26 protein-coding genes are annotated in these 26,357 nt (G+C 40.2%); 20 read left to right on the top strand and 6 right to left on the bottom strand.

Going from position 1 to position 26,357, the window contains the following annotated elements; genetic code table 11:
- Positions 1-66: 66 nt before the first annotated feature.
- Both NFR51_RS06465 and NFR51_RS06460 read right to left on the bottom strand, forming a co-directional pair.
- On the bottom strand, positions 67-876 hold the full coding sequence (locus NFR51_RS06465) for an HAD family hydrolase (protein ID WP_251712917.1): 810 nt from the start codon (positions 874-876) through the stop codon (positions 67-69).
- A 75-nt stretch (positions 877-951) separates the two neighbouring features.
- Positions 952-2,580: an ATP-binding cassette domain-containing protein gene (locus NFR51_RS06460; protein WP_251712916.1), complete on the bottom strand. Its 1,629-nt coding sequence runs from the start codon at positions 2,578-2,580 to the stop codon at positions 952-954.
- 334 nt (positions 2,581-2,914) lie between these two features.
- On the opposite strand from NFR51_RS06460, the gene NFR51_RS06455 reads away from it, so the two are divergent.
- Complete coding sequence (locus NFR51_RS06455) at positions 2,915-3,400, top strand: YkgJ family cysteine cluster protein (RefSeq protein WP_251712915.1); 486 nt, start codon at positions 2,915-2,917, stop codon at positions 3,398-3,400.
- A gap of 83 nt (positions 3,401-3,483) precedes the next feature.
- Positions 3,484-4,221, top strand: coding sequence for a MerR family transcriptional regulator (locus NFR51_RS06450; RefSeq protein ID WP_251712914.1), 738 nt, complete (start codon positions 3,484-3,486; stop codon positions 4,219-4,221).
- 42 nt (positions 4,222-4,263) lie between these two features.
- On the opposite strand, the gene NFR51_RS06445 is transcribed toward NFR51_RS06450, so the two are convergent.
- Positions 4,264-5,214, bottom strand: coding sequence for a 1-phosphofructokinase family hexose kinase (locus tag NFR51_RS06445; protein ID WP_251712913.1), 951 nt, complete (start codon positions 5,212-5,214; stop codon positions 4,264-4,266).
- Positions 5,211-5,981, bottom strand: coding sequence for a DeoR/GlpR family DNA-binding transcription regulator (locus NFR51_RS06440; RefSeq protein WP_251712912.1), 771 nt, complete (start codon positions 5,979-5,981; stop codon positions 5,211-5,213). Before NFR51_RS06440 ends, NFR51_RS06445 begins: the two co-directional genes overlap by 4 nt.
- A gap of 220 nt (positions 5,982-6,201) precedes the next feature.
- Between NFR51_RS06440 and NFR51_RS06435 the strand changes: the two genes are divergently transcribed.
- From NFR51_RS06435 to NFR51_RS06410, 6 genes are all read left to right on the top strand, one after another.
- Positions 6,202-6,660: a PTS sugar transporter subunit IIA gene (locus NFR51_RS06435; protein ID WP_251712911.1), complete on the top strand. Its 459-nt coding sequence runs from the start codon at positions 6,202-6,204 to the stop codon at positions 6,658-6,660.
- Positions 6,661-6,801: 141 nt separating this feature from the next.
- A complete protein-coding gene (locus NFR51_RS06430) occupies positions 6,802-7,089 on the top strand; it encodes a PTS sugar transporter subunit IIB (RefSeq protein WP_251712954.1) in 288 nt (95 codons plus the stop codon).
- A gap of 61 nt (positions 7,090-7,150) precedes the next feature.
- Positions 7,151-8,506, top strand: a complete 1,356-nt coding sequence (locus tag NFR51_RS06425; protein ID WP_251712910.1) for a PTS galactitol transporter subunit IIC — start codon at positions 7,151-7,153, stop codon at positions 8,504-8,506.
- Between the two features lie 41 nt (positions 8,507-8,547).
- On the top strand, positions 8,548-8,769 hold the full coding sequence (locus NFR51_RS06420; RefSeq protein WP_251712909.1) for a hypothetical protein: 222 nt from the start codon (positions 8,548-8,550) through the stop codon (positions 8,767-8,769).
- A 5-nt stretch (positions 8,770-8,774) separates the two neighbouring features.
- Positions 8,775-9,527, top strand: coding sequence for a class II aldolase/adducin family protein (locus tag NFR51_RS06415; RefSeq protein ID WP_251712908.1), 753 nt, complete (start codon positions 8,775-8,777; stop codon positions 9,525-9,527).
- Between the two features lie 89 nt (positions 9,528-9,616).
- Positions 9,617-10,327: an HAD family hydrolase gene (locus NFR51_RS06410; protein WP_251712907.1), complete on the top strand. Its 711-nt coding sequence runs from the start codon at positions 9,617-9,619 to the stop codon at positions 10,325-10,327.
- A 39-nt stretch (positions 10,328-10,366) separates the two neighbouring features.
- On the opposite strand, the gene NFR51_RS06405 is transcribed toward NFR51_RS06410, so the two are convergent.
- Both NFR51_RS06405 and NFR51_RS06400 read right to left on the bottom strand, forming a co-directional pair.
- On the bottom strand, positions 10,367-13,063 hold the full coding sequence (locus tag NFR51_RS06405) for a YhgE/Pip domain-containing protein (protein WP_251712906.1): 2,697 nt from the start codon (positions 13,061-13,063) through the stop codon (positions 10,367-10,369).
- Positions 13,064-13,109: 46 nt separating this feature from the next.
- Positions 13,110-13,640, bottom strand: a complete 531-nt coding sequence (locus NFR51_RS06400) for a TetR/AcrR family transcriptional regulator (protein ID WP_251712905.1) — start codon at positions 13,638-13,640, stop codon at positions 13,110-13,112.
- A gap of 484 nt (positions 13,641-14,124) precedes the next feature.
- On the opposite strand from NFR51_RS06400, the gene NFR51_RS06395 reads away from it, so the two are divergent.
- From NFR51_RS06395 to NFR51_RS06340, 12 genes are all read left to right on the top strand, one after another.
- On the top strand, positions 14,125-14,418 hold the full coding sequence (locus NFR51_RS06395) for a WXG100 family type VII secretion target (RefSeq protein WP_202230120.1): 294 nt from the start codon (positions 14,125-14,127) through the stop codon (positions 14,416-14,418).
- A 52-nt stretch (positions 14,419-14,470) separates the two neighbouring features.
- On the top strand, positions 14,471-14,926 hold the full coding sequence (locus tag NFR51_RS06390) for a hypothetical protein (protein ID WP_251712904.1): 456 nt from the start codon (positions 14,471-14,473) through the stop codon (positions 14,924-14,926).
- Positions 14,923-15,186, top strand: coding sequence for an EsaB/YukD family protein (locus tag NFR51_RS06385; protein WP_251712903.1), 264 nt, complete (start codon positions 14,923-14,925; stop codon positions 15,184-15,186). Before NFR51_RS06390 ends, NFR51_RS06385 begins: the two co-directional genes overlap by 4 nt.
- Positions 15,173-16,297: a type VII secretion protein EssB gene (gene essB, locus NFR51_RS06380; protein ID WP_251712902.1), complete on the top strand. Its 1,125-nt coding sequence runs from the start codon at positions 15,173-15,175 to the stop codon at positions 16,295-16,297. The genes NFR51_RS06385 and essB overlap by 14 nt, the downstream gene beginning before the upstream one ends.
- A gap of 4 nt (positions 16,298-16,301) precedes the next feature.
- Positions 16,302-20,768: a type VII secretion protein EssC gene (gene essC / locus NFR51_RS06375; RefSeq protein WP_251712901.1), complete on the top strand. Its 4,467-nt coding sequence runs from the start codon at positions 16,302-16,304 to the stop codon at positions 20,766-20,768.
- Entirely contained in the window at positions 20,761-21,159 is a 399-nt protein-coding gene (locus NFR51_RS06370; protein ID WP_251712900.1) for a DUF4176 domain-containing protein, read from the top strand. Before essC ends, NFR51_RS06370 begins: the two co-directional genes overlap by 8 nt.
- On the top strand, positions 21,159-21,464 hold the full coding sequence (locus NFR51_RS06365; protein ID WP_251712899.1) for a hypothetical protein: 306 nt from the start codon (positions 21,159-21,161) through the stop codon (positions 21,462-21,464). The genes NFR51_RS06370 and NFR51_RS06365 overlap by 1 nt, the downstream gene beginning before the upstream one ends.
- Positions 21,465-21,475: 11 nt before the next feature.
- The gene (locus NFR51_RS06360) at positions 21,476-21,829 is read left to right on the top strand and encodes a hypothetical protein (RefSeq protein WP_251712898.1); all 354 of its coding nucleotides are present in this window, start codon (positions 21,476-21,478) and stop codon (positions 21,827-21,829) included.
- A complete protein-coding gene (locus tag NFR51_RS06355) occupies positions 21,819-23,078 on the top strand; it encodes a T7SS effector LXG polymorphic toxin (RefSeq protein ID WP_251712897.1) in 1,260 nt (419 codons plus the stop codon). Before NFR51_RS06360 ends, NFR51_RS06355 begins: the two co-directional genes overlap by 11 nt.
- Before the next feature lie 9 nt (positions 23,079-23,087).
- A complete protein-coding gene (locus NFR51_RS06350; RefSeq protein ID WP_251712896.1) occupies positions 23,088-23,927 on the top strand; it encodes a hypothetical protein in 840 nt (279 codons plus the stop codon).
- On the top strand, positions 23,924-24,226 hold the full coding sequence (locus NFR51_RS06345; RefSeq protein WP_251712895.1) for a DUF4176 domain-containing protein: 303 nt from the start codon (positions 23,924-23,926) through the stop codon (positions 24,224-24,226). Before NFR51_RS06350 ends, NFR51_RS06345 begins: the two co-directional genes overlap by 4 nt.
- A gap of 969 nt (positions 24,227-25,195) precedes the next feature.
- On the top strand, positions 25,196-26,290 hold the full coding sequence (locus tag NFR51_RS06340; RefSeq protein ID WP_251712894.1) for a T7SS effector LXG polymorphic toxin: 1,095 nt from the start codon (positions 25,196-25,198) through the stop codon (positions 26,288-26,290).
- Positions 26,291-26,357: the final 67 nt, after the last annotated feature.

Below are 26,357 nucleotides of genomic sequence, written 5' to 3'. Positions count from 1 at the left end.
TCTGTTCAATTATAACGAAAATCTGGTGTTTTAGCCAATATTGATTGAGATTGAACATACTCTTGATTAGTGTGCCAAAATAGCTTCAAGCTCAGTTAAGACAGCTGCATCGCGATTATGCCCGATAACCTTATCGGAAATTTGCAATACCTCCGGAATAGCATTTTCAACAGCAATAGCGGTACCTGCTAATTCTAGCATCTCTAAGTCGTTGCTTTGATCGCCAAAGGCTGTAAGTGCTTCCGGACTTGCTTGGAGATGTGTGAGTAAGTGGGAGAGACCAGTCGCCTTGCTGATTCCTGCAGACATGATGTCAATAGAGCGGAAGCCAGTGGTTGTTGCACGAATATCGGTCATTTGTGCATTTATCCAGTCTTCACATTCACGGATTTTTTCTGGTGGAAACTCCACACAGACTTTTAAGATTTCATCTTCGATATCATGGACGGATTTTACTAATTTTAAATCAGAATAATAGAGATTGGCAAATTCGACAAACTGCGGATCAGCGGTTTGAAGAGCATAAGCACCATTGAGTCCTGAAAAGAGGACAACATCACGGTGCATATGTGGATTTTGACGGACAAGATCAACGAGCTTGTTGGCTTTATCTTGTCCTAAAATGCTGCTGTAGAGAATATCACCTTGGTATTTAACCAGTGCACCGTTTTCCGCACAGAAGGCGACTTGATCTTGAAACTCCTCAAAGAGTTCTTCTAAAGCCAAGAGTTGCCGTCCACTTGCCGCACAAAAAAGATAATTTCTCTTTTTAAATTCCTTTAAAATATCACGCAGACGACTTTTATCATAAGAACGGTTTTCATCGAGAAAAGTGCCATCCATATCCGTTGCAAATACTTTCAATTGCTTATTCATTTTGTCCCCTTATCAAAAATACCCCGCTTCAAGATAATCTTGGCGGAGCAACAATTTTTTCTTTTGAAGTTTAACTTAATCTTCAGACCAAAGTTTTTTAACTTTAGCTTGGACTTCCTCATTAGCCAAGAAGTCATCATAAGTTTCTCCGATACGGTCGATAACACCGTTCTTTGAAATAACAACGATGTGATTTGCCAATGTATTGATAAATTCATGGTCATGTGAAGCAAAGATAATGCTGCCTTTGAATTTTTTCAGTCCATCATTAAGTGCAGAAATTGACTCCAAGTCTAAGTGATTGGTTGGATCATCAAGTACTAAAACATTTGCACGTTGCAACATCATTTTAGAAAGCATAACACGAACTTTTTCTCCCCCTGAAAGGACAGAAACAGATTTAAGGGATTCTTCCCCTTTGAAGAGCATACGACCCAAGAAACCACGGAGATAAGTATTGTCATCCTCTTCTTTGGTCAAGACAAATTGTCGGAGCCAGTCCAAGATAGATTCGTCAGTCGCAAAGTCACGGCTGTTGTCTTTTGGAAGATAAGAACGTGATGAAGTTACACCCCATTTAATTTCACCTGTATATTCGATATCGCCCATCAAGGCACGAATCAAAGCAGTGGTTTGGATATCGTTTTGCCCGATAAAGGCAGTCTTGTCACCAGGGGCTAAGATAAAGCTGATGTTATCAATAACTTTTTCACCGTCGATTTCTACAGACAAGTTTTCAACGCGGAGCAAGTCATTTCCGATTTCGCGCTCTTGTTCAAAGCCGATGAAGGGGTATTTACGAGAAGAAGGGACGAAAGTTTCAACTTCGATTTTATCCAACATTTTCTTACGTGAAGTTGCTTGTTTTGACTTCGAAGCGTTGGCAGAGAAGCGAGCGATGAAATCTTGCAACTCCTTGATTTTTTCTTCTGCTTTACGGTTGGCATCGTTTTGAAGACGGAGGGCCAGCTCAGAAGATTCTTTCCAGAAATCGTAGTTACCAGGATAAAGTTTGATTTTACCGTAATCGAGGTCTGCCATATAGGTACATACGTTATTGAGGAAGTGACGGTCATGGGATACGACGATGACTGTGTTTTCAAAATTAATCAAAAATTCTTCCAACCAGCTGATTGCTTGAATATCTAAACCATTGGTTGGCTCGTCTAAGAGAAGAACGTCCGGCTTACCGAAAAGAGCGCGTGCAAGCAGGACTTTAACGTGTTCGCCCGATGTCAAATTTGCCATGAGATCGTAGTGCTGCTCAGTCTTAATGCCTAAGCTTTGAAGGAGTTGAGCGGCTTCGGCTTCGGCTTCGTAACCGCCCATTTCACCAAACTCCGCTTCGAGTTCAGCAGCACGCATCCCATCTTCATCAGAAAAATCTTCCTTCATGTAAATAGCATTTTTTTCTTGAGCAATGGCATAAAGTTTTTCGTTACCCATCATGACAACATCAAGCGGTGTTTGATCTTCATAGTCATAGTGATTTTGACGAAGCACAGACATACGCTCATTTGGTCCCATTGAAACGTGACCAGTTGTAGGTTGGATTTCACCATCTAAGATTTTTAAAAAAGTTGATTTGCCGGCACCGTTGGCACCGATTAAACCATAGCAGTTTCCTGCCGTAAACTTGATGTTAACGTCATCAAAAAGCTTGCGGTCAGAAAATTGTAATGAAACATCAGAAACTGTAAGCATGGATATATTTTTCTCCTAGAGTATATTGGTTTATAAAAGTTAACTTTTATAAAGGTTATCGCCTTATTCTATCATATTTTCAGTCTTTTTGAAACAGCGTAATTTGGGAGAAAGCCCACTTTTAGTTTTATTTTAGTGTGACTTCAGCCTAAATTAAGTCGGGTCTATTATAATATCCTTATTCCAATAAAATTTTTCATAAAACCTACTCCTAAAAAAAGCAAAGAGTGTTTCGGACTTCCCGAAACATTTTTTGTTCTCCCTCTTTTTTCTTTAGCAAATGAGCCTAGCGAGTGATGGAGCCTTCTGTTTCTTATGTTATAATGAAGCAGAAATGGATATCGAATATTACAAAGACCTTGCGCTTCAAAAAAAGAAGGCGCATAAAAAGTTTTTAGGAACATTGAAGAAAAAAGCACCTAAAAATCTGGATTACATCGTCAAGGAAACTCATGAAGAAGTTTTTGCTGAAATAGATTGCACGACTTGTGCAAATTGCTGCAAGAGCTTAGGACCGCTTTTTACGGAGTCAGATATTACGCGAATCTCCAAGTACCTTCGGATGAAAGCCGCAGATTTTGAAGCACAATATTTACGTATAGATGAAGACGGTGACAAAGTTTTTCAAACGATGCCCTGTCCTTTTCTGGGCAATGATAACCTTTGCAGCATTTACGAAGTACGTCCCAAAGCATGTCGTGAATTTCCGCATACGGACAGGAAAAAGATTTATCAAATTAATCATCTGACTTTAAAAAATACAGTGACTTGTCCAGCTGCCTATCTTTTTGTAGAAAAACTCAAGAGGAAAATAGAGTAAAAAAAGTCTCAGTTGGAGCCTTTTTGTTTGACCTTGACCTAAGGACAAGATATATAATGAATTTATAAGCAGAAAGGAGGCCTATGAAAAACATCAAAAGCATCACTAAAATGACCGGTTTAACCTCTAAAACTTTGCGGCATTGGGAAACTGTCGGACTTTTGGAACCTCAAAGAGATGAGAACGATTATCGTTTATACTCTGATGCAGATATCGCCCGTATATTTTACATCATGAGCTTACGAGAATTTGATCTTCCTCTCGAGCGAATCAAGGCTGTGTTGGCGGAAGGACTAAATGAAAAAGAAGCTTTGAGTCAACATCTAAAGCGGTTGAATGCACAAATGAGCCATTTAGAAAAATTGGTCGAACATTTATCATTAAAGCTAGATAAAGGAGAATATCACATGAATGAAAAAGATTTTGAACTGTTAAAAAGTAAACAGCTTAGAGAAAATGAAGAAAAATACGGAAGTGAAATCCGTCAACAATGGGGCGATGAGCGTGTAGAACAGTCCTATAAAAAATATGCTCAAGCCGATCAAGATAAGATTAAGCACTGGCAAGACTCCCATGAACAAGTTGTACAAATGTTGGAAAAGGCTTATGAAACGCAGGATGAGGTGTTGGCAGACCAAGCCATTCTTCTCCATAAAGAAATCTTGGAACTCTTTTGGCCAGAAGAAACGATTAGCCCAGAAGCACATATCAATCTAGGACAGATGTATGTAGCAGATGAGCGTTTCCGCGCGAATTATAACCAAAAACATGAGCAGCTACCGGAGTACTTTCTTCAAGCTATTCAAAACCACTATAAATAATAAAAAATACACAGACAAATATTCTGTGTATTTTTTATTGTGTTAGATGGCTGTAACCTCGATGAATTGCGTGAATGCCAACACATCTTCTCGACAAATTTTACCTGATTCTTCATGTTGGGCATTAGACATCCCGCAAGCCATAGCGTACTTTAGCATTTGCTTAGTATCAAAGTTTTGCTCCAAGGCATAAGCAAAGCCTCCAACCGTTGCATCTCCTGAACCTGTTGTGCTCTTGATTTCAATTTTGGGGATGCGGACATCATAGTAAACATCATTAATTCGACATACGGCGCCTTGTTCGCCAAGAGAAGCAATGACAAATTTAATCCCATCAAAACAAGGGTGGTGCAGGGTTTCTAAAGCCTCTTTTTTTGTTGTGATTGTCTTTCCAACAAAATCTCCGAGTTCATGTTCGTTTGGCTTAATGAAGTCCGGAGTGACAGAGTTGTCCTTAAGGAGGCAAGTAAGTTTTTCGCCAGAGATATCGACTAAAATCGGAATTTCAACCTCTAGATTATCTTTCAAATATTGAATCATTTTTGGGAAAAGGAAAGCATCAGTAGAATTAGCAGAACCACAAATACAAATAGCGTTCACAGGCTTTTCTTTCGAAATATGGAGCACTTTTTCAAGGAGTTCTTGAATATTTGTATCATCCAGTTTCGGTCCTTCCTCTACAATCTCGGTATGCTTGCCTTCATCGTGCATGATAGTTACAGCATGACGGGTTTCTCCAGAAACCTGATTCATTTGAATATTGAATAACTTTTCTTCTTCTAGAAGAATTTGTGTCAAATCTCCAATTTTTCCGCCGATAAATCCAGTCAAAGTTACATCAGAACCAGAAAGAGCTGCGGCACGTCCAGCATTAATCCCTTTACCTCCGATATTAATCGTTGGTGTCTTTGTTCGATTTAATTGTCCAAGTTTGAAAGTATTGGTGAGATAAGTGATATCAACGGAAGGGTTCATTGTTATCGTGATAATCAAATTTTTTCTACCTCTTTCGTAATAATCTTGGTGTACTGTCCGTACTCTTTACGCTGTGCTTCGGTAATTTTATCATCTGTAATGAGATAGTCCACTTGATCTAGTGTCATAAAAGTATAAACATCGGATTTTCCAAGTTTAGAGCTGTCTAGGACCACACACTTTACTCTCGCTTTTTCAAAAGCGGCATTTTCAACCCAGCCGAGGTCGAAGCTCGATGATGTTACATTTTTACCAATCACTCCATTTGTCGCAGCAAAGGCAATGTCGATATTTAAATCTTCAAAAAAACGAACGGTTGCAGGACCAAAAAATTCGTCTGTCTTAGCGTTGAATTCTCCACCAGCTAAAAGAAGACGATGCTCAGTTTCGTCTTTCAAGTAGTTAAAAGCAATCAAGCTGTTTGTGATGACAAATAAGTTTTTCGCCTTAATTTCTTGCAATGCATAAAACATTGTTGTCCCAGCTGCGATAAAGATGGTCGCATCATCTGGAATCATGCTGTTTAATATTTTGCCAATATACTTTTTTTCTTCGATATTGCTTGGGAATTTTTCCTGAGTTGTTAAGGTTTTTTGTTCAGAATTCGCTTTTTTTTGTACACCACCATAACGCTTTGTGACTATATTTTTTTTGTCTAATTCTGTAATATCACGGCGTACAGTCATTTCAGAGACACCAATTTTTGTTGCAATATCGCTGACAGTTAAAAAGGTAGACTTATCGAGTAATTCAATAATTTTAGATTGTCGTTCTTGTTTAATCATATTTTTTCTTTTCTTTTTGTTAAAGTTTGTTTGAAATACAACACATTATCTATTATACATACATTATGTCACAGTTTCAAGTGGAAACAAAAACAAATAAATTATGAAAGCGTTGACAAAAGAACAAACGTATGATAATATATAAACTATAAACAAACTTGAACACAAAAGAACAACAGGTGGTTAAGTTATCACAAAATTAAAGAGTGAGGAGTTGAGCATGAATTATAAAAACTTGTTCGACATGGAGTTAATCTCCATCGATGTTCCAGGAGCGACGGAGGGAGAGGTTTTTGATTTTATTGCCGAAAAGCTTAAGAGCAAAGCACTTGTCGAAGCGACTTATCTTGAGGGATTACGTAAACGGGAAGCTGATTTTCCAACGGGTCTGATTACGCAGCATTTGAATATTGCTTTGCCCCATACTGATCCAGAGCATATCGTAAAACCATTTGTCTTTATTGCAAAACTTGAAAATGAAGTCCTTGTAAAACAAATGGGGGATAATCAAGAAATGAAGACAAAAGATTTATTCTTCTTGGGTATTAAAGACGGTGCTGGGCAGGCAGGATTACTGGCAGCGTTGATGGCTTTATTCATGAATGAAGATTTCGTTGAAGCTTACAAAACAGCTCACACAGCAGAGGCTATTTATCACTTAATTGTAGAACATATATAAAAAGGAGAAATCACTATGGGATTGTTCGGCTTAGGAAAGAAAAAAGAAGCGGATAAGGTTGAAGAAAAAGTCACACAAGCAGTTGCTGCAAAAACAGATGTTACAGGAGCACCGGATTTACAATCAAATAACAAACGTCGCTTGATTGTTGCCTGTGGTTCTGGAGTAGCAACATCTCAAGCTATTGCTTCAAAAGTAAAATCAATGTTGCAAAATGATGGGATAGACTATCCAGTAGAGGCTGTGGATTATAAATCCATCAAGACAGAACTTAAAAGCGCTTCTATCTACTTGTACATTGCAAAACCAGACGATGAAGTTTTAGAACAGGCAAAAGCGTTGGGGGTTAATGTTTTTGCTGGAGTGCCCTTCCTTACAGGAATGGGGGCTGACCAGATCTACTCAGACATTAAAGATTTAACGAAATAATTACTGCTTTCATTGATGCTCAGCATCAGAAAATAAAATATTTTTTCTAAAGGAGAAAAAAATGAACTTTTTACAAGATGTGATGAATTACATCCTGAATGACTTGGGCTCCGCAATATTCATTCCAGCAATCATCCTTATTTTAGGTTTGGTGGTTGGAGTGAAATTCAAAGATGCTATTGTATCTGCTCTGACCATGGGTGTAGCATTTACAGGTATGTCTATCGTTGTAGGCTTTATGGTTGGAGCGATTGGTCCAGCCACAGAAGCACTCGCGAAGAACACAGGGATTAACCTTCCTGTTGTTGATGTTGGCTGGACGGGAGCTGCGGCGATTACGTGGACATGGACTTATGCGATGTCATCATTTGCAATCATGATTGGTGTTAACTTGATTATGCTGACCTTTAAGTGGACGAAAACATTGAATATTGACTTCTGGAATGCTTGGGGCAAAGCGCTGACCTCCTTCTTGGTTTTCACAGTAACGGGAAATTTAGTTTTTGCCTTTATCGCAGCAGCACTTCAATGTGTGCTTGAGTTGAAATTAGCAGATGCCTTCCAAAAACACATCGAAGATTTGACGGGGATTCCCCTTGTATCAACGACTCACTTCATGACCTCGGCAGTTGTTTTGCTCATGCCCATCAACTGGGTTATGGATAAAATTCCATTTTTCAACAAGCGTCTTGATGTGGAGGGTTTAAAAGCAAAAATCGGTGTTTTCTCAGAAAACTCTGTTATGGGATTTGTCTTAGGTTTGACTCTTGGATTTGCTTCGGCCTATACTGTTTCAGGTTCATTGAATATCGCGATTCAAGTGGCTACGGCAATGGTATTGCTTCCTATGATTGCCAAAATGTTCATGACAGCCTTGGCACCGATTGCAGATAAAATGTCTGAATTTACCAAGTCGAAATTTAAAGACCGTGAAATTATCATCGGTTTGGATTGGCCCATCCTTGCAGGGCGTGCTGAAGTTTGGACAACGATGCTTTTGTTGGTTCCAGTTATTCTTATCTGGGCGGTTATCTTACCAGGAAATGAAATCTTGCCCGTCGCAGGGATTCTGAATTTCTCTATCGCTGTTTCAGGCTTACTGCTTACAGGTGGGAATATCCTTCGTATGCTGGTTATGGGAATTATCACTGCTCCAGTCTATCTTTTAGGCTCGACATGGTTGGCACCTATCCTAACAGGTCTTTCAAATCAAATCGGTGCGATTGAGGGTGTCGAAGCTGGGCAGCGGGTTTCATGGTCTTCCTTTGAAGCACCAGAGTTTCGCGTATTGGTTGCCGAGGTGTTCAATGGAAATATTATCGCAATTGGCGGAGCTCTTGTCTTTGTCTTGATGATTGTTTGGACGAGCAAATATATGAATAAAGCCAAAGTACCATCACAACGCTACGAAAACTAAGTTAAGTGAAGGTAGAAAAGCAAGTTTATGAGGTGAAAAAAATGACAAAGAAGAAGATGAAGTGGAATATTGTCCTATTTCTAGCCATTGCTTTATTTGGGTTCGGTCTCTTTAGTGGACAAGTGCTTTTCAATATCCCGGTCATTGTTTTAGCATTTATTATTCATAGATTTGGTAACCCAATACTTTTCAAAGAGTATTATGATCGAAAGCGAAAGAGTCAAGAGCGTTTTCAAGAGTATAAAAAGAGAACAGAGGAGTAACGACAATGTATACAAGTGAAGGAAAGATGCTCTTTCAAACTGAAAGGGAAGAAATGTCAAAACTGGTGAGAATCATTACGGAACGTGGCTTAACGAATGCTGCGGGCGGTAATTTCTCGTTTTTGACTGAGGATGAAGAAGGCAAGAGATATATTATTATGACGCCTTCTCTGATGAGTGAGAGCTTTTTGGGAGCACTCCCAGCCGCTCAAATCTTAGTGGTTGACTTTGATTCGCAAACGATAGTTGACGGTGTGGGGACCTTGACGCGTGAGATTAATATGCACCAAGCCATCTATCATGCTAATCCTGCGGTTAAAGCAGTGCTACATAGTCATGCCCCCAATACTTTATTTTGGGCAACCGCCAATCTTCCGATTCCAAACTTGACAGAAGGGACTCAGAAAGTCAAAGCAATTCCTATTTTGGACTTTGCCCCAGCGACCTCTGTTGAACTTGCCGAAACTGCCAGAAAGCATATCGAGCAAAATCAAGCCCTGCCCCAGCTCTTTATGTTGAACTCACACGGTCTATTGATTGCACAGACAGGTGTTTCGGGACTTCATGCTATCCATTCAGCATTAGCGATTTTGGAAACAAATGAAATGAATGCTGAAATAGCTTATAAACAAACGGTTCTTCAAGGACTTGGAGTTATGGATGGTTATTATTCTAAAGGTGAGAAAATCGCAACTTTGGAAGAACTTAAAAACGGTACAGCGATTTATAACCACTCACAGATTACTGGTGGTGATTAATGAAAGACAAGCAGAGCTAGAAGAGAATATACTTCTAAATTAGCCTCTGCTTATTTTTTTAGAGAAGGAGAATTAGAAGAGGTTTGAACATGGTTAAAGCAGTTGTTTTTGATATGGATGATACGATTTTTTACCCGCAGCTTCCTTTTGAAAGAGCATTAAAGGCAATTTGTCCTCTTTATGCAGGGGATGTCGCAGAAACTTATCATTTGTTTCGCAGAGTTTCAGATAAAGAATTTGAGCGCGTGCTAAGAGAAGAATGTGATACCTTAACCTTTCAAAAAATACGCTTTAAAAAAACGATGGAACAGTGTGCTTATGAGGCGGTTACGGATGAACAAGCAGCTGATTTTCAGCGCTGTTATTTAAAGGAGCAAGAAAAGATAGAGATGTTGGCGGGGATAAAAGAGACCTTTGATTATCTAAGAGCACACAACATTAAGATAGGTCTTTTAACCAATGGTCCTACGCAACATCAGTGGAAAAAGATTGAGTATTTAAAGCTGAGAGAATATATAGAAGAAAATCACATCCTTGTTTCACAAGAAACAGGCTTTGCTAAACCGGATAAAGAAATTTTTGATTTGATGGCAGCAAGACTTGGATTAACTGCTGATGATTTACTCTATGTTGGTGACAACTGTCAGACCGATATTCTTGGAGGGCTGCAGAGTGGTTGGAGGACGATTTGGATTAATCATAAACAGGAGGATGTCTCTGCTTTCGGAGAGTTTTCAACAGCTTTTGTGATTGCTTCTCATGAAGAATTATTAGCCACCATCGAGCAACTAATTCCATGAAAATCCAAGCAGATAAAAAGCCTCGACTGAGGCTTTTTATTAGTGGAAGATATGACTCTTTTGTGCCATCTCCGAGATTTTCTTTGATGTTTTTTCTAGATGAGGGAAGAACACAAGCCCTGCCACTAAGAAACCAATGCCAACAGCAACGAGGATAACAATGTCAAGCCAAGCATTTGGCCAATAAATCCCGCCAGCTGATTCGCGTAATAAGTTAACCGCATGAGTAAATGGCAGATAAGGGTTAATGGCTTGGAAGAATTTACCAGAGACTTGGATAGGGTAATTTCCTCCCCCGCCAGATATGGAAAGAACCAAGATGATAATGGCAATTCCCTTACCTATATTGCCGAACAGTGCCACCAGCACATAGACCATGATCATAAAGGAGAGAGCAATCAGTAAGGCAAATAAGACGCTATAAACAGGATTATGAACATCTACACCAAGACCAAAATAGTTCCCTAAGGTAACAATCAGCGCTTGGCCAATTCCCATCACGATAAAAGTTAACATTCGAGCTGCAAACTGTTCACGCTTGGAGTAAAGTTTTTTATCGTTTCCCTTTAAGTAAAACTCTGTTACAGCGACACTAGAGAAGAGAACAGCTCCCACCCAGAGACACAGCGCAGTGTAGAAAGGTGTACTTGCTGAACCATTGTTTGCAATCGGATATATCGCATTTTCCTGAACCTCAACAGGTTGTGCAAGGAAGTCGCTTTCTTTAGTCGCATCTAATTTCAAAAGTTTTACAATTTCGCCAAGATCGACTTCTTTTTCTCCTTTATGGATAGCATCAGCGGCTTTACGGATTCCGGTTTTGATACTTGGCCAGTCGTTGATGATAAGGTCATTTGCTTGATCCAAAGCTTTTTCAAGATCAGGCATTTTTTCATTGATTGTTCCCAAGGTTTCGGTGAGTTCCTTGCGAATAGCTGGGTAATCATTTTTAACAAAATCAGCGGCCTTATCCAATTTTTGCTCGACAAGAGGCAGTTCATTTTGATAAAGTGAGGCACCTTTGTTGATAGCACTGATGATTGTGTTCATGTTGCCGTTGAGCATGAGGTTAGCATCGTGAACTTCTTGTTTGATCGCAGGCAACTCTTTTTGATACTTTTCAAGTAAAGCTATGGCGTTCGAAACAGTCTTACTTGTAGAGTTGAGTAAGGATTCAAAATCGATAGCTTGGGCCTTTGTTAAGAGGCCTTGGGCATTTTTGATGGTTGCGATGAGTTGCGTAAGAATTTTATTAAGTGACGCACTTACTGCATCAACATCAATGTTGTCAATAAGAGCAGAAAGGTTATTGGCCAGCGTTTCAACTTCGCTCAGAGCTTGGTCAATATCTATTGCTTCGCCATTTGCAATAGCTGTCTTTAAAGTTTCTAATCTACCATCAAGTTTTATCAGCGCCTCAGAATACAGCTTGAGTTTTTGAATTGCACTATCGAAATTATGATTTCCAGTGCTTGCCTGTGTATTTTCTAGAAAGGTGATGAGGTTTTTAACGATATTTTCTTGTTGTTTAATATTATCTTGGAAATTTTGAATAGCAGCTATTTTTTCCTCGGGGCTGAGATGATTATTGTTCAAAGCTGCTCTTATTGCTTTAACATATGCAGACGTAGAATGGGCAAAATTTTGCAGAGCTTTCAAAGTTATATTAAGACTGTTTGTAATGCTCGGCAAAGCATTTTGAAGCTGCGTTGCACCGTCCAAAGTAGTAGAAGCCAGCTCATTGGCTTGATCGCCGAGTTTGCGAATATCTGGCAAGGCAGTTTGGACTTGCTGGATGATGGTTAAGCCTTGTTTAGCCTCTTGAATTCCTTCATTCATTGTTTGTTCAACAGAGGCAAAGTCATTGTCAATCATTGCAAGCTGTTTACCGGCATTTTGAATTTCAGGTATCTTTGCCTGCAGTGTCATGATGATGGAAAGCTGGTTTTTAATCATGGGCATACTGTCATCCAGTTGCACAACTTTTTGACCAAGCGCATCAACTTCAGGCAAGTAGTCAATAAATTCATTTGCCTTGTCCAGTTTAGCTTTCAAATCAGGCATCTTATCGTGCAAATCAACCACTTGCTGTGTATATTGGTCAATTGTATCTAAATTATCATTAGTGGATAAAATGATATTCTTTATTTTTTGGATGCTGACCATGTTTTTATCAATGTCATAGCCGATATCATTGAAGGTTTTGAGCAGCGTGCTGCTTGCCGTCTTAACAAATTCTTCGGAAATCTGACTTTGTAAAGAAGTCGCACCTTTCGAAGTAATTTTCGGGGCAATAGCATTTATTTTTTCATTGATAGAATAAACAATTTTAGGTTTCTGGATATCTCCAGTGGTAAAGCTGAGTAGATTTTTTGAAAAGTCCTCTGGCAAATAGATACCCGCGTAGTATTTACCAGACTTGACCCCTTTATCTAACTCTTGTTTAGAGTGGACGAATTTCCAGCCGAGCTGCTTATTCTTTTTTAGGTTTTTCAGGACTTCATCACCAATATTTATCGACTTGTCCTGAAACTTTTCTGTTCGGTCATCACTATAAACCGCGATTGGAAGCTGTGAAGTATTTGCATAAGGATCCCAAAGGGCTTTAATATTAAACCAAGCGTATAGAGATGGAATAAACATCAAAGCAAGAACTAAAAAAATTGCTATTGGATTTTTAAAGATGCGCTTCCAATCTAGAATAAATAGTTTCCCTGTATTTTTTATATGTTTCACATACTCTCCTCTTTTAGTAAATCTCTGGCAGTTTTAATTTTTGTCATCAGCCGATCAAAGCCATCAACAGTGCGGAAATTTGTTCGGGTGTTTCTTTCCGTTTGCGACGAATCCAAGCTTGAGTTAAACCGAAAATAGCATTGGCATAGTAGCTTGTCATATAGATACTTTCCAGTTTGTCCAGTTTCTCTCGCTTAGGGTTGTGAGGCAAGATGGAACGTGCCAAAATGTTTTTTAGCTGGGCTTGCATGAACTGATGGATTTCTTTGCTGCCATTTTCTGAAAATAAAGCAGCATAAATTTCATTGTTATCAAGGAACTCATAAGTTTCTAGCATTGTTTTATAAAGATCACCATTGTTTTTTTCGAAAACATATTCGATTGTATTAAACAAAGTTTTTTGGTATTGATCAATCATATCGTACTTGTCTTGATAATGGGCATAAAAGCCACTGCGACTAACCTTAGCTACCTTCACAAGTTCAGTTGTTGTGATGTGGTCAAAGGGTTTTTCTTGCAAAAGTTGTGTTATTGCATCACGAAGCCGTGCTTTTGTACGTTCTTTTCTATTCTCCATAACTCCTCCTCTATTGTCAAAATATAAAAAGAACATGGTGTCTATAATCGTTAAAGGCATTCATTACAAGTCCTCTTGTGCTTACGGTATGCAATTATAGCACAAAGTGGACGTCGTGTCTATAATTTGATGTTTTAATTTTCGACCTCTTGGGCTGACCAAGTACGCTCAACTTTAACATATGATGCAGATAAAAAATGGTCCGGTCCTTAAATTATACGGTTTAAGGATGTTTTTTTTTTTTTTGCTGAAATATTTTTGTTGAGAACAAGGTCTCTCCCTTACGAGCAGAGAAATGTTCGAAATCTTTTCGCGAACTAAACGCAATAATATTTTAACCGAAAAGTAATAAATTGTTGACAAGCGTAATTTGTTGTGTTAAACTATCCCTTGGGTGAGAAAGCGCCTACATTTCTCTTGGAGGCAAACCTCTCACACACTCTATCGCCCAAAAGGTGAACTATTATTATTTGAAGGAGGCTTTATTATGGGACAAATTTCCGTAACGCCTGAAGAACTCAAACAAGAAGCGCAAGTTTATATTCGCTCTAAAGATGCGATTGAAGCGGCCATTCAAGAGGTGAATCGCATGAACGACATCATTGCCCAACAATGGAAAGGGCAAGCCTTTCAGTCTTATTTGGAACAGTACAATCAGCTTTATCAAAACGTTCAAAAATTTGAAGAGTTGCTTGAAAATATCAACCAACAGCTCAATAAATACGCAGATACTGTTGCTGAGCGTGATGCGCAAGATGCGCAAAGCTTTGGCTTCTAAGCATTTTCTTAAGGGCACCTTGTGGCGCCTTTTTATATTGATAGGACTAAAGATGAAATACAACAGAATAGTTTTAATATTGCTTTTCTTGCTTCTGAGTCACCCAGTTTCTGCACAGGCTGATGGTCGTCTGGTCTTGGATACTTCTGTACTTACAAATCAGAAGTCTACAGGAACAGGGACCAGCCGTTTTGAGATTCGGGGGCGGATTTTCTCTGAGACCTTGAATAAAAGGGTCGAGGATCAGAAAAAGCAGTCTGAAACGGTCAGTCAAAGCCATAAAAGGATAGATTTCACAAAGACCCATACCGCCCCGCTTTACACTAGGGATTTTAAAGCCCTCAAAAGCGGACTTTTTAAAGATTACACAGGCAGTCAAATTGCTTCGAAAGAACAAGGGACTTCTTCTGAAGATCAAGCGTTTTGGCTGCTTTTACTTGCGGCCTTGCCACTGCTGGTCCTGACCTACTTTGTGGCCAAGGGCTTGAGGAGAAAGAAACAGATATGAACAAGCACATCGCGATTAGCTTAGAATGGATGCACAAACAGGTGGACGTACTGGTGCCAGGAAACATAACGCCCCGTCGTCTAGTAGAACTTTTGACAGAGACATTTGCTTCAAGGGGGCAAGGTTTGCCTAAAAAATGGCACTTTAGGGTCAAAGGAAAGCCCGTTCATCTGTCATCTGGTCGAACCTTGGAAGAATTACAAATAAGCAATGGAGATATTTTCCAGATTATAGCAGGAGAAAATTATGAAATGTTTTGATGGACAAACGACATTAGAATTCGACACAAGCCAAAGCACTTGGCGGATATATTTTACCGGAGCGCAAGTGACTCACATTGATTTAGACTTCATCCAGCAGAAGGTCCAACTTGAGAAATCTCAGGATGAACGTTTTGCTTACAGTGTAAACTATCAAGTCGTGGCATCTACACAGACCCTAAACGTCCTCATCAAGGATACACAAGGGGAATTAAGTCGTCTGGCTCTGGCTATAAAGTTAAGCGAACTCACAGGTGCGCAGGCGGAGTTTCAGATACCTTTTGTGCATCCAGAAAATATCATCCTCAAAGACGGGCATCTAAGCTTTGTGCACAGGGGATTTGAAAGCAGTCTTGCGCCAATGGCAAATGATGCAGAACTTTTCCTCACACAGTATAAGGCTTTGGTTTTTGCGGTGCTATACCCCAAAACTTCATTTGAAGCCTTTTTGGGAGCGGAAAACAGTCTGAAAGATAAGTTTTCAACCGCCCTTGCGCGCAGTGAACGCATTGAAGACATTCAAAACATCCTTCAAACGCAATACAAGAAGGTGCAGGCCACCGAAGCTCAAAGTCTAACTCAGGTCTCCAAAGTCCGTTATGGCCTCTTCAAATATGGTGGCTCTTTAGCCTTGCTTGCTACCCTAGTTCTTGCATTCATCACTTATGTAGATAAAACGACGACTTTGCCGAAGGCAGAAGCAGTGCAAAGTGCCCAAGCCAGCTTCATTACCCAGCATTATGATCAAGCACTTCGCGCTCTTGAAAAATATGAGCCCAAGGACTTATCGAAGGAGGCAAGATTTGTTTTAGCTGCCGCCTCAGTCAACCTCGCCCACTTGACCACAGCGCAAAAGACAGCAGTCTTGAACACGATTGCACCAAGTACCGATGACAATACACTGGACTTCTGGATCTACCAAGGACGTGGTGCCTTTGAAAAGTCTCTGGATTTGGCAAAAAATATCGGGGATAACCAGTTGACCCTCCTTGCCTATACGGACCTTTATGAGGCTACAAAACTTAACAAGAAAATGAAGGGTACAGAAAAACAAAAACGCTTGGAAGACTACGAGAAGCAAATTCAAGAATTAAGCAAGGCATTGGAGTAAGCAGATGAAAAACTTATTTGACATCCCTCCCCAGACTCAGAAAAATCAGAATTTTTTGGATGAAGGCGCATATCCGGAAGCACTTCTTTATGCGGTCTATGTTCTTAACACGCGACTTGAGCGGCTGACCCTTAGCGCATCGCATCTCTACGACAACTATGAGGAGGTAGCAGTTGGTCTCATGGGAGAGGCGCTGATGATTGGCGGTTCGCGTGCAGCGCATGGCAGATTTCAGCTTAAAGATGATGCGAGAGAATTTTTCGTTTTGGATGCCAGACAGCTGCACACCCACTTTTTACGCTTGGGCAAGGGGGACTTTATCATCAGTAATACGCACAGAAATTGTGCGATTCAGACACAGGATGCCTCGACCATCGTCATCGATCATCGAGATTCTAAAAACCCTCAGGTCTTGCTTAAGCCGGAAGGGGATTTCCTCTATTTTAAAAATCAAAAAATTACCAGCCCTACAGGTTTCAAGTGGGAGGTGGGGGATCAGTTGCTTACCCCTGAGCTGATGATTGAGCGCAGACCTGCACAGTGGAAGGTGACGGTCTTTACAGATAAGGTCAGTTTTAAAGTCCAAAATTTTCTAGAGGTGCGTAGAAAGCTGGAAAAACCGCAAGACTTTCCAGAGTATCGCCGTTCACCACGCTTGAACCTTGAAGTTCCAGAAGATAAGTTTTCTTATCAAAAGCTGGATGCGCCGGAGGAAAGCATCAAAAATGGTTTAGTCAAAACGATTTTGGCCCCCTTGATTACTCTGGGTGGGATGGCTGGTGTTTCGGTGATGACAGGCTCTAACCCTGCCATGCTTGTGGCTACAGGTCTTACGGCTGCCATGACCGCAGTCTTTACCGTCACCCAGTATCGGACAGATAAGAAAGAGCAGAAGGCAAGAGCAGCTGAGCGCGAGGCAAACTATCAGTCCTATGTGACCAAGACGACGAGCGAAATCGCCCGCAAGCACCGCAAGGAAAATCAAGTCCTCCATTACCAGCAACCCAGCCCCACTCAACTCTTGGATAAGATTGAGCAGTATGATGCCAGACTCTACGAGCGGATGGTCAATAACAAAGATTTCCTGCAGGTGTCTCTCGGTACAGGAAGCCGTCCATCTCGTCTTAAGGTGAGTTCGGATTATAGCCCACGTGATGAGGATGAATGGGCCAAGCATGTCAAGGGCTTAGTGACACACTTTAGCAAACAAAAAGAAGTGCCCATCCCCTTAGACTTGTACAGACAAAGCTTGGGTCTTGTGGGGAATTATGAGGACTTGAAAAGAACCGTGTCGCACCTGCTCTTACAAATGGCTTTCTTTCATTCTTACCGTGATGTGAATTTCATCACCCTAGTGCCTGAAAGCGACTATGAAAGTTATTGGAAGCAATGGCGTTTTGTGCCTCACTTCAAGATGGCCGCCATCAACACACGGGGGCTGGTCCACAATGCCAAATCTCGCGATATGATCCTCTCAAGTTTTTACCAGCTTTTGAAGACCCGAAAACAAGAGCTGGAAGCTTCAGGTCGCGAAAAACCAACCTTCCTGCCACATTTTGTCTTCACAGTCTTTGAGGATGCTTATCTGGCTGGCCATGGACTCCATGCATTCTTGGCTGAGGACATGAGTGATTTGGGAGTCACAGTCATTTGGTCCAAGGAGGACAAAAAACTTCTGCCAGAAACAGTGACAGCCTTGGTTGAAGTCAAAAACCAGACGGCTGGCATTTTGGTTCAAAGCAATGGAAAAATCATGGAACAGCTCTTCAAACCTTATCCAGAAGTAGAAGACAAGGAAGGCTACGAGATTCTGCTTCGCCAGCTGGGCGCATTGACTCATATGGAAGTAGAGAAAAATGCTATTCCGGAGCGCTTGTCCTTGTTGGAACAATACATGGTTGAGCGTACAGAGGACTTGAACATCTCAGAACGCTGGGCACAAGCGCAGCCCAATAAGTCCATCCAATCGATGATTGGCTGGAAGGGAGCGCGCGAGCCTTCTTACTGGGACTTACACGAGCAAGTCCATGGACCGCACGCCATCGTGGGAGGAACATCGGGCTCTGGAAAATCAGAGTTCTTGACGACCTACTTGATAGGTCTGGCCATTAATTTCAGTCCGGAAGATATTGGCATGCTTATCATTGACTGGAAGGGCGGCGGGATTGCCAACACACTGTCTGACCTGCCTCACTTCATGGGAGCTATCACTAACCTAGATGGGGCAGGGACAGCGCGGGCTTTGGCTTCGATCAATGCCGAGCTGAAAAAACGTCAAGCCCTCTTCAACAGCTATGGTGTGAATAATATCAATGGCTACATGAAGCTCTATCGTGAGCGCCATCATCCACGGGAGGGTGTACTTTATCCAACAGAAGCTTTGCCGCATTTGATCTTGGTTTCAGATGAATTTGCCGAACTGAAAGAAAACGTGCCAGAGTTTTTGACCGAGTTAACCTCTGTGGCCCGTATCGGCCGTTCACTGGGTGTCCATCTTATCCTTGCGACACAGAAACCTGACGGTGTGGTCAATGACCAGATCGATGCCAACTCCAAGTCCAAAGTAGCCCTTAAGATGTCTGATGAGAATAACTCTAGAGCCTTGATAAAAACTGTGGATGCGGCCCACATCACCACAGCGGGACGTGGCTATCTGCGTGTGGGCGAGTCTGAGCTTTATGAACTTTTCCAGTCGGGATATGGTGGGGTGGCTTACACTCCTGATGGGACTAAGGAAGAGATTAAAGACGAACGGATTTATGCCATCAATGAGTTGTGCCAGGCCGAGTTGCTTTATGATCCGCGGGAGGAAGCGGTGGATCAAGAGAGCAAAAAGGAAGAGCCTGAAAGCCAGTTGAGTGCGGTCATCAAGACCATTAAGACTCTCTTTGAAGCTTCTGACTATCAAAAACCCCAGCAGCCCTGGCTGCCTAATCTGCCCGAGAAGCTGGCGACACCAAGGGTTAAAGCGAGCAATGAAAGAAAGCTCAAGATTCCTCTGGGCCTGTTGGATATCCCGAGTGCGCAAAGGCAAGACGTGTACAACTTTGACTTGGAAGAGCACTCACACACGGTGATTTTCTCAAGCCCTGGCTTTGGGAAATCGACCACATTACAAACCCTTGTGATGAACTTGGCAAGACAAAACACGCCAGAGCACCTCCACTTTAACCTTCTAGACTTTGGGACGAATGGCTTATTGCCACTTAAAAATCTGCCGCATGTGGCGGATATGGTCATGCTTGAAGAGGAGGAGAAATTATCCAAAATGCTGGGTAGGATCTCGTCTGCCCTTGCGACACGTAAAGCCCTTTTCAAGACGGAAGGTGTCGCCAACCTTAAGCAGTATGAGAGCAAGACAGGACAACACTTGCCCATCCTTGTCAATATCCTTGATGCTTATGATAATCTGACCCAGCAAGACAAGCGCAAGGATGCCATTGATGAGCTTCTTATGCAGGTCTTGCGTGAAGGTCAAGCTCTGGGTATTTATCTTGTGCTTACAGCTGGACGTTATAACGGTATCCGGATGAACATGATGGCTAATATCCAGACTAAGCTGGCTCTCTTTCTTAACGAAGACTCAGACCTTGGCAGTATTATTGGCCGTGAGAAACTGGAACAAGTGGAAGTTCAGGGACGTGGGCAAGTTAAGCTGGAAGAGGCTTTGTCTGTGCAGATTTATCTGCCTGCTCAGGCAGAAAATGAGGCGCAACTCTTGGAAGTGCTTGAGCATGAGATTAAGACTATGGATGAAGGATGGACGGGAGAGAGGCCGGAGAGGATTCCGATGGTGGGAGAATACGTTGACTTTGAACAATTTGAGACTTCTGACAAAGGGGAATTTTATTTAGGTTTAAATAAACGTGATGCTCAGCCTGTAACTTTTGAACTTTTCAAAGGTCAACCCTTGACACTCTTGGCTTCAAATAAAAAGCAAACCTTATTCCTTGGAGACTTTATTGCGGAACAACTTGCAGATTTTGAAGAGGATATCATAAAAATTGATTTTATCGGTAATTTGGCCGATGTACCAAGTTCACTTGCCATTGGTAAAGAAGAAATTACGAAACAGAGTGTTGATGTTCGAGAAGCATTGGGAGCTTTAACGACATCACAAAAAGAAGAACAAAGAATTGTAATACTGAATGGTCTCTCACAAATTTTAGCTAAACTTCAAGTTACAGCAGAAGTCTTTATTGAGCTTTTAGAGGGGACAAATGAAAATACCCAATATATTCTTTTAGACTTATTCAATAACATTGGTAGTCCTATGAATCTCATGACAAAGGCTATAAAGGAAAATCTACAACATATTCTTTTTGCAGGAGATATGCAAAGCCAAGCACTGGTAGATTTGAGCATGGAGGAACGCAAGCGAAAATTTGCCTTACAAGAAATGTTCTACCTCAATGATGAGAGTTTAAGTATGTTGGTATTGCCAAGTAAAGGAGGGGGAGAAGATGAGTGAATTACCTCGATTAATTCCCTTAGGTTCAGCAGTTAGACTGAAAAATGAAGAAGAAGACACGCAAGTTTATGTTGTGATTGGCCGTGCTTTTATGGATGCCCAGACATCAGGCTATCAAGCGGTTGCTTACCCTTATGGTTATGGTGAGAAATATCGTATTCATGTTTTTAAGGGCCAGGAGCTTGAAGTAGTTTTGGAAGGTTACAGCATTGATGAAGAAGAAACAGCCTTTATACAAGAACGTTTGGCGGAAATGGAAGAACGACAAAAAAATCCTCCCCCAAAAATTGTTTCGCATGCATTAGAAGAGACACAAGAAAAAACTTTAAGCCATGAAGAACAACTTAAAGAAGACCCTTTTTATAAGTTTAGAAAAGTGGAGGAGAAATAATGGCAGAATTTAAATCAAGTACAGGGGCGGCTTCTAGGGCTGTTGGCGGCTTTCAGAAAACAAGTTTTTCCCCAGCCCAAGCAAGAGTCAGCCGTAGTACACCTAGGAGTATGAAGAATGGAAAGAAACTTTCGGATAATGTTTATAAAAGCGTTGCGGGGCTCAATAAAAAAATGCTTGAATTAGCAAAAGCTGTCCCCGCTTATGCTCAAAAAGTAGAGGCAGATGACTTAAAGGATTCACAGATGATTACGAAAGTTCTTCCCCCTCACTTTGGCTCTTCAAAATCATCATCTATTTTTTAGGAGGACTTGTGATGAGTGAAAAAAAGATAGAACTTTCTCGCAGTATTCAGTCTAAGGAAGAAGAAATTCAAGATTTTAATCGCATCAAGCAAGGGTTTTTGGAAGTGGTCTCAGACTTTTCAAGGACTGCTAAACAAACACAAGAAATCTTGATGGAGAATCATGAAACAGGGACAGACTCAGACGATTTTGAAGCCAAACAGGTATTTGAAAATGAACAACTCTTCCTCCAAGAAACAATAAAGAAAACGCGAATGTTAGAGGCAGACTTAGAAGAGGAGAGTCAGAAACATCTCCACCAACTTCAAAAAGACTTGGACGATTTGGAAGGACAAAAGCGAAAGGAAGAAACAAATGGGCGCTAAATATATTGTCAGTGAATCTTCATCATTGATGAGAGCCATGGAGACCAACTTAAGGCAAAGTCAAAGGGTTACGGATACTTTGAAAAGAGCCACACGTCAGTTGACGTCCTCGCTCCAAAGTGGTGACTTGAAAGGCAAAGCTTATGGCTCTGCCAAAAACTATGTGTTGAATGTCTTGAATCCCCTCATGAACAAAGCCAGTGAAGGCATTTCAGATGGCTTAGCAGACTTGGCTACATATAAGTATGAAGACAGTCAAATTGCTCATTATGGGAATATTGATGTGGCTCAACTTCAAGCAGAGAAGCAGACCAAGGAGGAAGCCAGACGAAGAGTGGTCAGCCAGAGAGAAAGCTTACAAACTTTCCCGCTCTCGATGCTTGCGACCTTGTCTCCGGTTGCTTATAGTGGCGCAATTTTTGCCATGAATACTTTTGAGCACCAGATGACTGACAGTATCAAGGATATAGATGAAAAGCTCTTGGCTTTTGAAAGCTTTGAGAGTAATACGAATGCTTTGTTTCAGGATACAAACGCAGTATTTGAAGCTCTTCAAAGAGCGATCAATGCCCTTAATAGCATCAAGATAAGCGGTTCAGGAGCAGGACTTAGCTTGTCTATTCCGAGTGGTATGGGTGGTTTGGTAAGTAAGATGACGAACAGTAAGCTTGGGGCTGGGGATGTAGAACTGAAAAAATTGTATGAAGTAGAGGAAGCAGAGAGTCCATATGTTACTGCTATTCTTGATTTATTTGGAGATAAAGTTAAAGACAAATCATTAGAAGCGTTCAAACAAATGCTCAATCACTATGGTTCTGGAACTATACTTTCTAATGAAGAACTAGAACACTTGATTAATGCTAATTCTTTCGTACAGGCAGCAAAAAAGATTGGAAAATTTATGCCATATTTGAATATGGGTCCTAATTTTTATTCGAAACTTAATGAACAAAATAGTGTTTATATCGCAGGAGAATACGCGATTATAAGTTTTATTCTTACAGGAGTATCAGACTCTATCACCCTTAATACAGGGGGCGCTTTTATGCAACCATTGATTGACGCCTCCTATGAAAAAGGAAGTTGGTTTGAGCAGTATGGAGATGTTTTGAAAAAAAGAAAAGAGCTTCAAGAGAAATATGATATTCAAGAAAGTTTCTCTGACAAGATATTTGACGATATGATTAATGGGAAGAATAGTAACACACCGAATAATAGTATTCCTCCATATAATCCATATGGACATTAAGGAGAAGGCATGATAATCTTTATTGTTATCTTACTACTTGGTTTATTCTTTTGGGGTTTGATAGGTTTAGTAGAATATTTTGTTAATAAAAAACAAGTAATAGAAAAGCTAGATAAGTCAATTTTGCAAAATGAACGTGAAAGAGAACGTGATTGGTCGCCTATTGAACTTATAGCTGTAAAAGAAACGTCATATTACTCAATTATAAAAACTTTAGATGAACAATATTTTTTAGTCAAACATCTCCCAGTACGGAATGTATTTAAGAAAACTTCCAATTGGAGAGGATATAAGATAAATGTAGAATTTGTAGAAAAAATAAGAGATTTCAAACCTAAAGATTTTTCTTTAATTACTTTTTTAGGAGGATTATCAGGTGTGTTTATTTTCGTGAGACACTTTGCAACTGAAAAAGATCTGTGGTGGTTTACTGATCTTGGTATGCTTCTACTTTATTTAGTTGTTATTGTTTTGGGATGTATTGTAGGTTATAAAAGAGTAAGGCGGAGCATTGCTAACTTTGAAAAAAAATATCAAATTTCTCAACAAAATTTTGATATTTTGGATTTAAAAATTCGAAGCCATCAAATTTTACTTCCGATATTTTCGGTTATTGTATTGATTGCGACTTCTTTTATTCCCTTACCATTTTGGTTTAGAGTAGCTTTTGTTGTAGTAATATCTGAAGAATTAATTCCTAGATTAATCTCAACTATTGGTAAAGAAAAAAAACAGAAATTGGAATCATTCGTTTCAGGAATTCAAAAGTATCTCTATGGAGAAGATGCTAGTTGGACGGATATTGGAGTTCCTTCAGAAATAAATAATGATTACAGGAGAGAGAAATGAAAGTAGAATTATTACCTATTGGAAGCGTTGTAACGTTAAAAGGAGGCTCATCTGAGATAGTAGTTCTGGGATGGTATCCAACGATTCCTGATGATAAAGAGTTGCATATTTCAGATTATGTTGGAACTAATTTGCCTTTGGGTATTCATTCAGGAAATATATTTAATTTTGACGCCGCAGATATAGCCAGATTACTACATACAGGATATGAATCTGAAGTGACTTTGAAATTTAAAAAAGAAATTACAGAATGGTATAGTGAAAATAAAAGTGTGTTTAAGCAACACTTAGATAAATAGAAAAGCAAGATAAATGAAAATAACAAAAGTTTGGTAAAAAGCTGAAACGATTGAAAAGATATACAATCTAATCCTAGAGCCAAGTTTAACTAAATAAGATTGAGAGCTTTTGATGAATACCAAGAAAGTTTTAGCTAGTGAAGCAGATGTAATGCTAGTTTTAGAAAAAGTATAGGCTAGTTTTCAGAAACTAGGGAGCAGAAGTCAACTTACAGCATCTGTTAAAATCTTTTACGAATCTATTCCTATAAACTTAGAAGGCGATGGATTTTCACAAAAAATGTTGGAATGAGTCAGGGGAAAATTGCTTACTTAATCGTGGCAATTCTCTTCACATTTGTTGTTTTTAGTGCTATTATCAGAGCTTCCAGAATGATAAGTATAAGTATATTAACTTCGGGTTGAAGAAAGTACTGTCATTACTATATCTTCAATCATGATACTCATAAATTTAATTCAAATAATTTTTGTATGGCTTGCGTTCTCGAAATATAATAGTAAGTCAGGTAGAGGTTGGTCTATTTTCTTACTTGTGTATGGAGTTCTGCTTATGTTAGGGGGGGACGATTACCTTGATAGCTGATGCTCTTGAAGGTTTAGGTACTCTTCTTGCAGGTTCTACGATGATAGCAGCTTATACCCTTAAGAGAGCTGAACTTTCTCAAAAATGAATGTATATAATCATTAGGAGTAGGATTCAATATTTCATTAAAAGGCGGTTTACTTATTTGGAAAATGACGAACTATGGAGATAATCCAAATGATGGAAGATATATTCAAGAAGGAATAGATGACTATGAAAAATATCACTAAAAAACAGTGGATTATTGCTTCAACAGTACAACAGCATATATAGTGATTTCATTTGTAGTACTAGTTTTTGTTTTAAAAGATTATCTAGCTGTACATTTTCCCAATGAAGAACGCGTAAGAACGACTTAGAAGGACAAAAACGAAAGGAAGAAACAAATGGGCGCTAAATATATTGTCAGTGAATCTTCATCATTGATGAGAGCCATGGAGACCAACTTAAGGCAAAGTCAAAGGGTTACGGATACTTTGAAAAGGGCCACACGTCAGTTGACGTCCTCTCTCCAAAGTGGTGACTTGAAAGGCAAAGCTTATGGCTCTGCCAAAAACTATGTCTTGAATGTCTTGAATCCCCTCATGAACAAAGCCAGTGAAGGCATTTCAGATGGCTTAGCCGACTTGGCTACATATAAGTATGAAGACAGCCAAATTGCTCATTATGGGAACATTGACGTGGCTCAACTTCAAGCAGAGAAGCAGACCAAGGAGGAAGCCAGACGAAGAGTGGTCAGTCAGAGAGAAAGCTTACAAACTTTCCCGCTCTCGATGCTTGCGACCTTGTCTCCGGTTGCTTATAGTGGCGCAATTTTTGCCATGAATGCTTTTGAGCACCAGATGACTGACAGTATCAAGGGGATAGATGAAAAGCTCTTGGCTTTTGAAAGCTTTGAGAGTAATACGAATGCTTTGTTTCAGGATACAAACGCAGTATTTGAGGCCCTTCAAAGAGCTATAAATGCCCTTAATAGCATCAAGATAAGTGGTTCAGGAGCAGGACTTAGCTTGTCTATTCCGAGTGGTATGGGTGGCTTGGTAAGTAAGATGACGAACAGTAAGCTTGGGGCTGGGGATAAGGATTCGGGTTACAATAAGCTATCAGCAGCAGAGCGGGCAGAAATAGCTAATATGAGCGAGGGAACGAGAACAGAGCTGGATCGGATTGCAGGTTATACAAACAATGCTTTAATAGGGGCTGTGTTTACGACTGCAGGTAGTGCTATTTCAAGTTTAGACGACAGCATCCCCAATGTAGCTAGTTATTGGGGAGTATACGGGAAAGGACCTTGGGTGTGGAATGGAAAAGGCTATGGTCAAGCTGTAACGGGCGCTGTGAGCAAGAATGTAGCAAAGAATTTCATTCCACCTGTACTAGGCCCAGCAGAATATGGTTTAGATATTTGGCAGAACTTGGCAGGTGGTGAAACGATTGGACAAGCTTTTGCACATACGGCTATAACGGGAAGCCTGGACTAATGTCAAATAATTAGACAGAAAATGAGCTATGTTTTCTTAAAATAGTTTTCCTCCTTCTGATTTGGAG

Source organism: Lactococcus ileimucosae, assembly GCF_943193185.1.
GTDB lineage: Bacteria > Bacillota > Bacilli > Lactobacillales > Streptococcaceae > Lactococcus > Lactococcus ileimucosae.
Note: the sequence above shows the minus strand (reverse complement) of the source record. Positions and strands in the feature narration are given on the sequence as shown.

Bases quoted from the DNA above. Each gene is read 5' to 3' on its own strand.
- NFR51_RS06355 (WP_251712897.1), top strand. From the start codon at position 21,819: ATGGGCGCTAAATATATTGTCAGTGAATCTTCATCATTGATGAGAGCC.
- NFR51_RS06360 (WP_251712898.1), top strand. From the start codon at position 21,476: ATGAGTGAAAAAAAGATAGAACTTTCTCGCAGTATTCAGTCTAAGGAA.
- NFR51_RS06410 (WP_251712907.1), top strand. From the start codon at position 9,617: ATGGTTAAAGCAGTTGTTTTTGATATGGATGATACGATTTTTTACCCG.
- NFR51_RS06370 (WP_251712900.1), top strand. From the start codon at position 20,761: ATGAGTGAATTACCTCGATTAATTCCCTTAGGTTCAGCAGTTAGACTG.
- NFR51_RS06465 (WP_251712917.1), bottom strand. From the start codon at position 876: ATGAATAAGCAATTGAAAGTATTTGCAACGGATATGGATGGCACTTTT.
- NFR51_RS06420 (WP_251712909.1), top strand. From the start codon at position 8,548: ATGACAAAGAAGAAGATGAAGTGGAATATTGTCCTATTTCTAGCCATT.
- essB (WP_251712902.1), top strand. From the start codon at position 15,173: ATGAAATGTTTTGATGGACAAACGACATTAGAATTCGACACAAGCCAA.
- NFR51_RS06390 (WP_251712904.1), top strand. From the start codon at position 14,471: ATGAAATACAACAGAATAGTTTTAATATTGCTTTTCTTGCTTCTGAGT.
- NFR51_RS06435 (WP_251712911.1), top strand. From the start codon at position 6,202: ATGAATTATAAAAACTTGTTCGACATGGAGTTAATCTCCATCGATGTT.
- NFR51_RS06345 (WP_251712895.1), top strand. From the start codon at position 23,924: ATGAAAGTAGAATTATTACCTATTGGAAGCGTTGTAACGTTAAAAGGA.
- NFR51_RS06365 (WP_251712899.1), top strand. From the start codon at position 21,159: ATGGCAGAATTTAAATCAAGTACAGGGGCGGCTTCTAGGGCTGTTGGC.
- NFR51_RS06350 (WP_251712896.1), top strand. From the start codon at position 23,088: ATGATAATCTTTATTGTTATCTTACTACTTGGTTTATTCTTTTGGGGT.
- NFR51_RS06440 (WP_251712912.1), bottom strand. From the start codon at position 5,981: ATGATTAAACAAGAACGACAATCTAAAATTATTGAATTACTCGATAAG.
- NFR51_RS06450 (WP_251712914.1), top strand. From the start codon at position 3,484: ATGAAAAACATCAAAAGCATCACTAAAATGACCGGTTTAACCTCTAAA.
- NFR51_RS06400 (WP_251712905.1), bottom strand. From the start codon at position 13,640: ATGGAGAATAGAAAAGAACGTACAAAAGCACGGCTTCGTGATGCAATA.
- NFR51_RS06425 (WP_251712910.1), top strand. From the start codon at position 7,151: ATGAACTTTTTACAAGATGTGATGAATTACATCCTGAATGACTTGGGC.
- NFR51_RS06340 (WP_251712894.1), top strand. From the start codon at position 25,196: ATGGGCGCTAAATATATTGTCAGTGAATCTTCATCATTGATGAGAGCC.
- NFR51_RS06455 (WP_251712915.1), top strand. From the start codon at position 2,915: ATGGATATCGAATATTACAAAGACCTTGCGCTTCAAAAAAAGAAGGCG.
- NFR51_RS06415 (WP_251712908.1), top strand. From the start codon at position 8,775: ATGTATACAAGTGAAGGAAAGATGCTCTTTCAAACTGAAAGGGAAGAA.
- essC (WP_251712901.1), top strand. From the start codon at position 16,302: ATGAAAAACTTATTTGACATCCCTCCCCAGACTCAGAAAAATCAGAAT.
- NFR51_RS06385 (WP_251712903.1), top strand. From the start codon at position 14,923: ATGAACAAGCACATCGCGATTAGCTTAGAATGGATGCACAAACAGGTG.
- NFR51_RS06460 (WP_251712916.1), bottom strand. From the start codon at position 2,580: ATGCTTACAGTTTCTGATGTTTCATTACAATTTTCTGACCGCAAGCTT.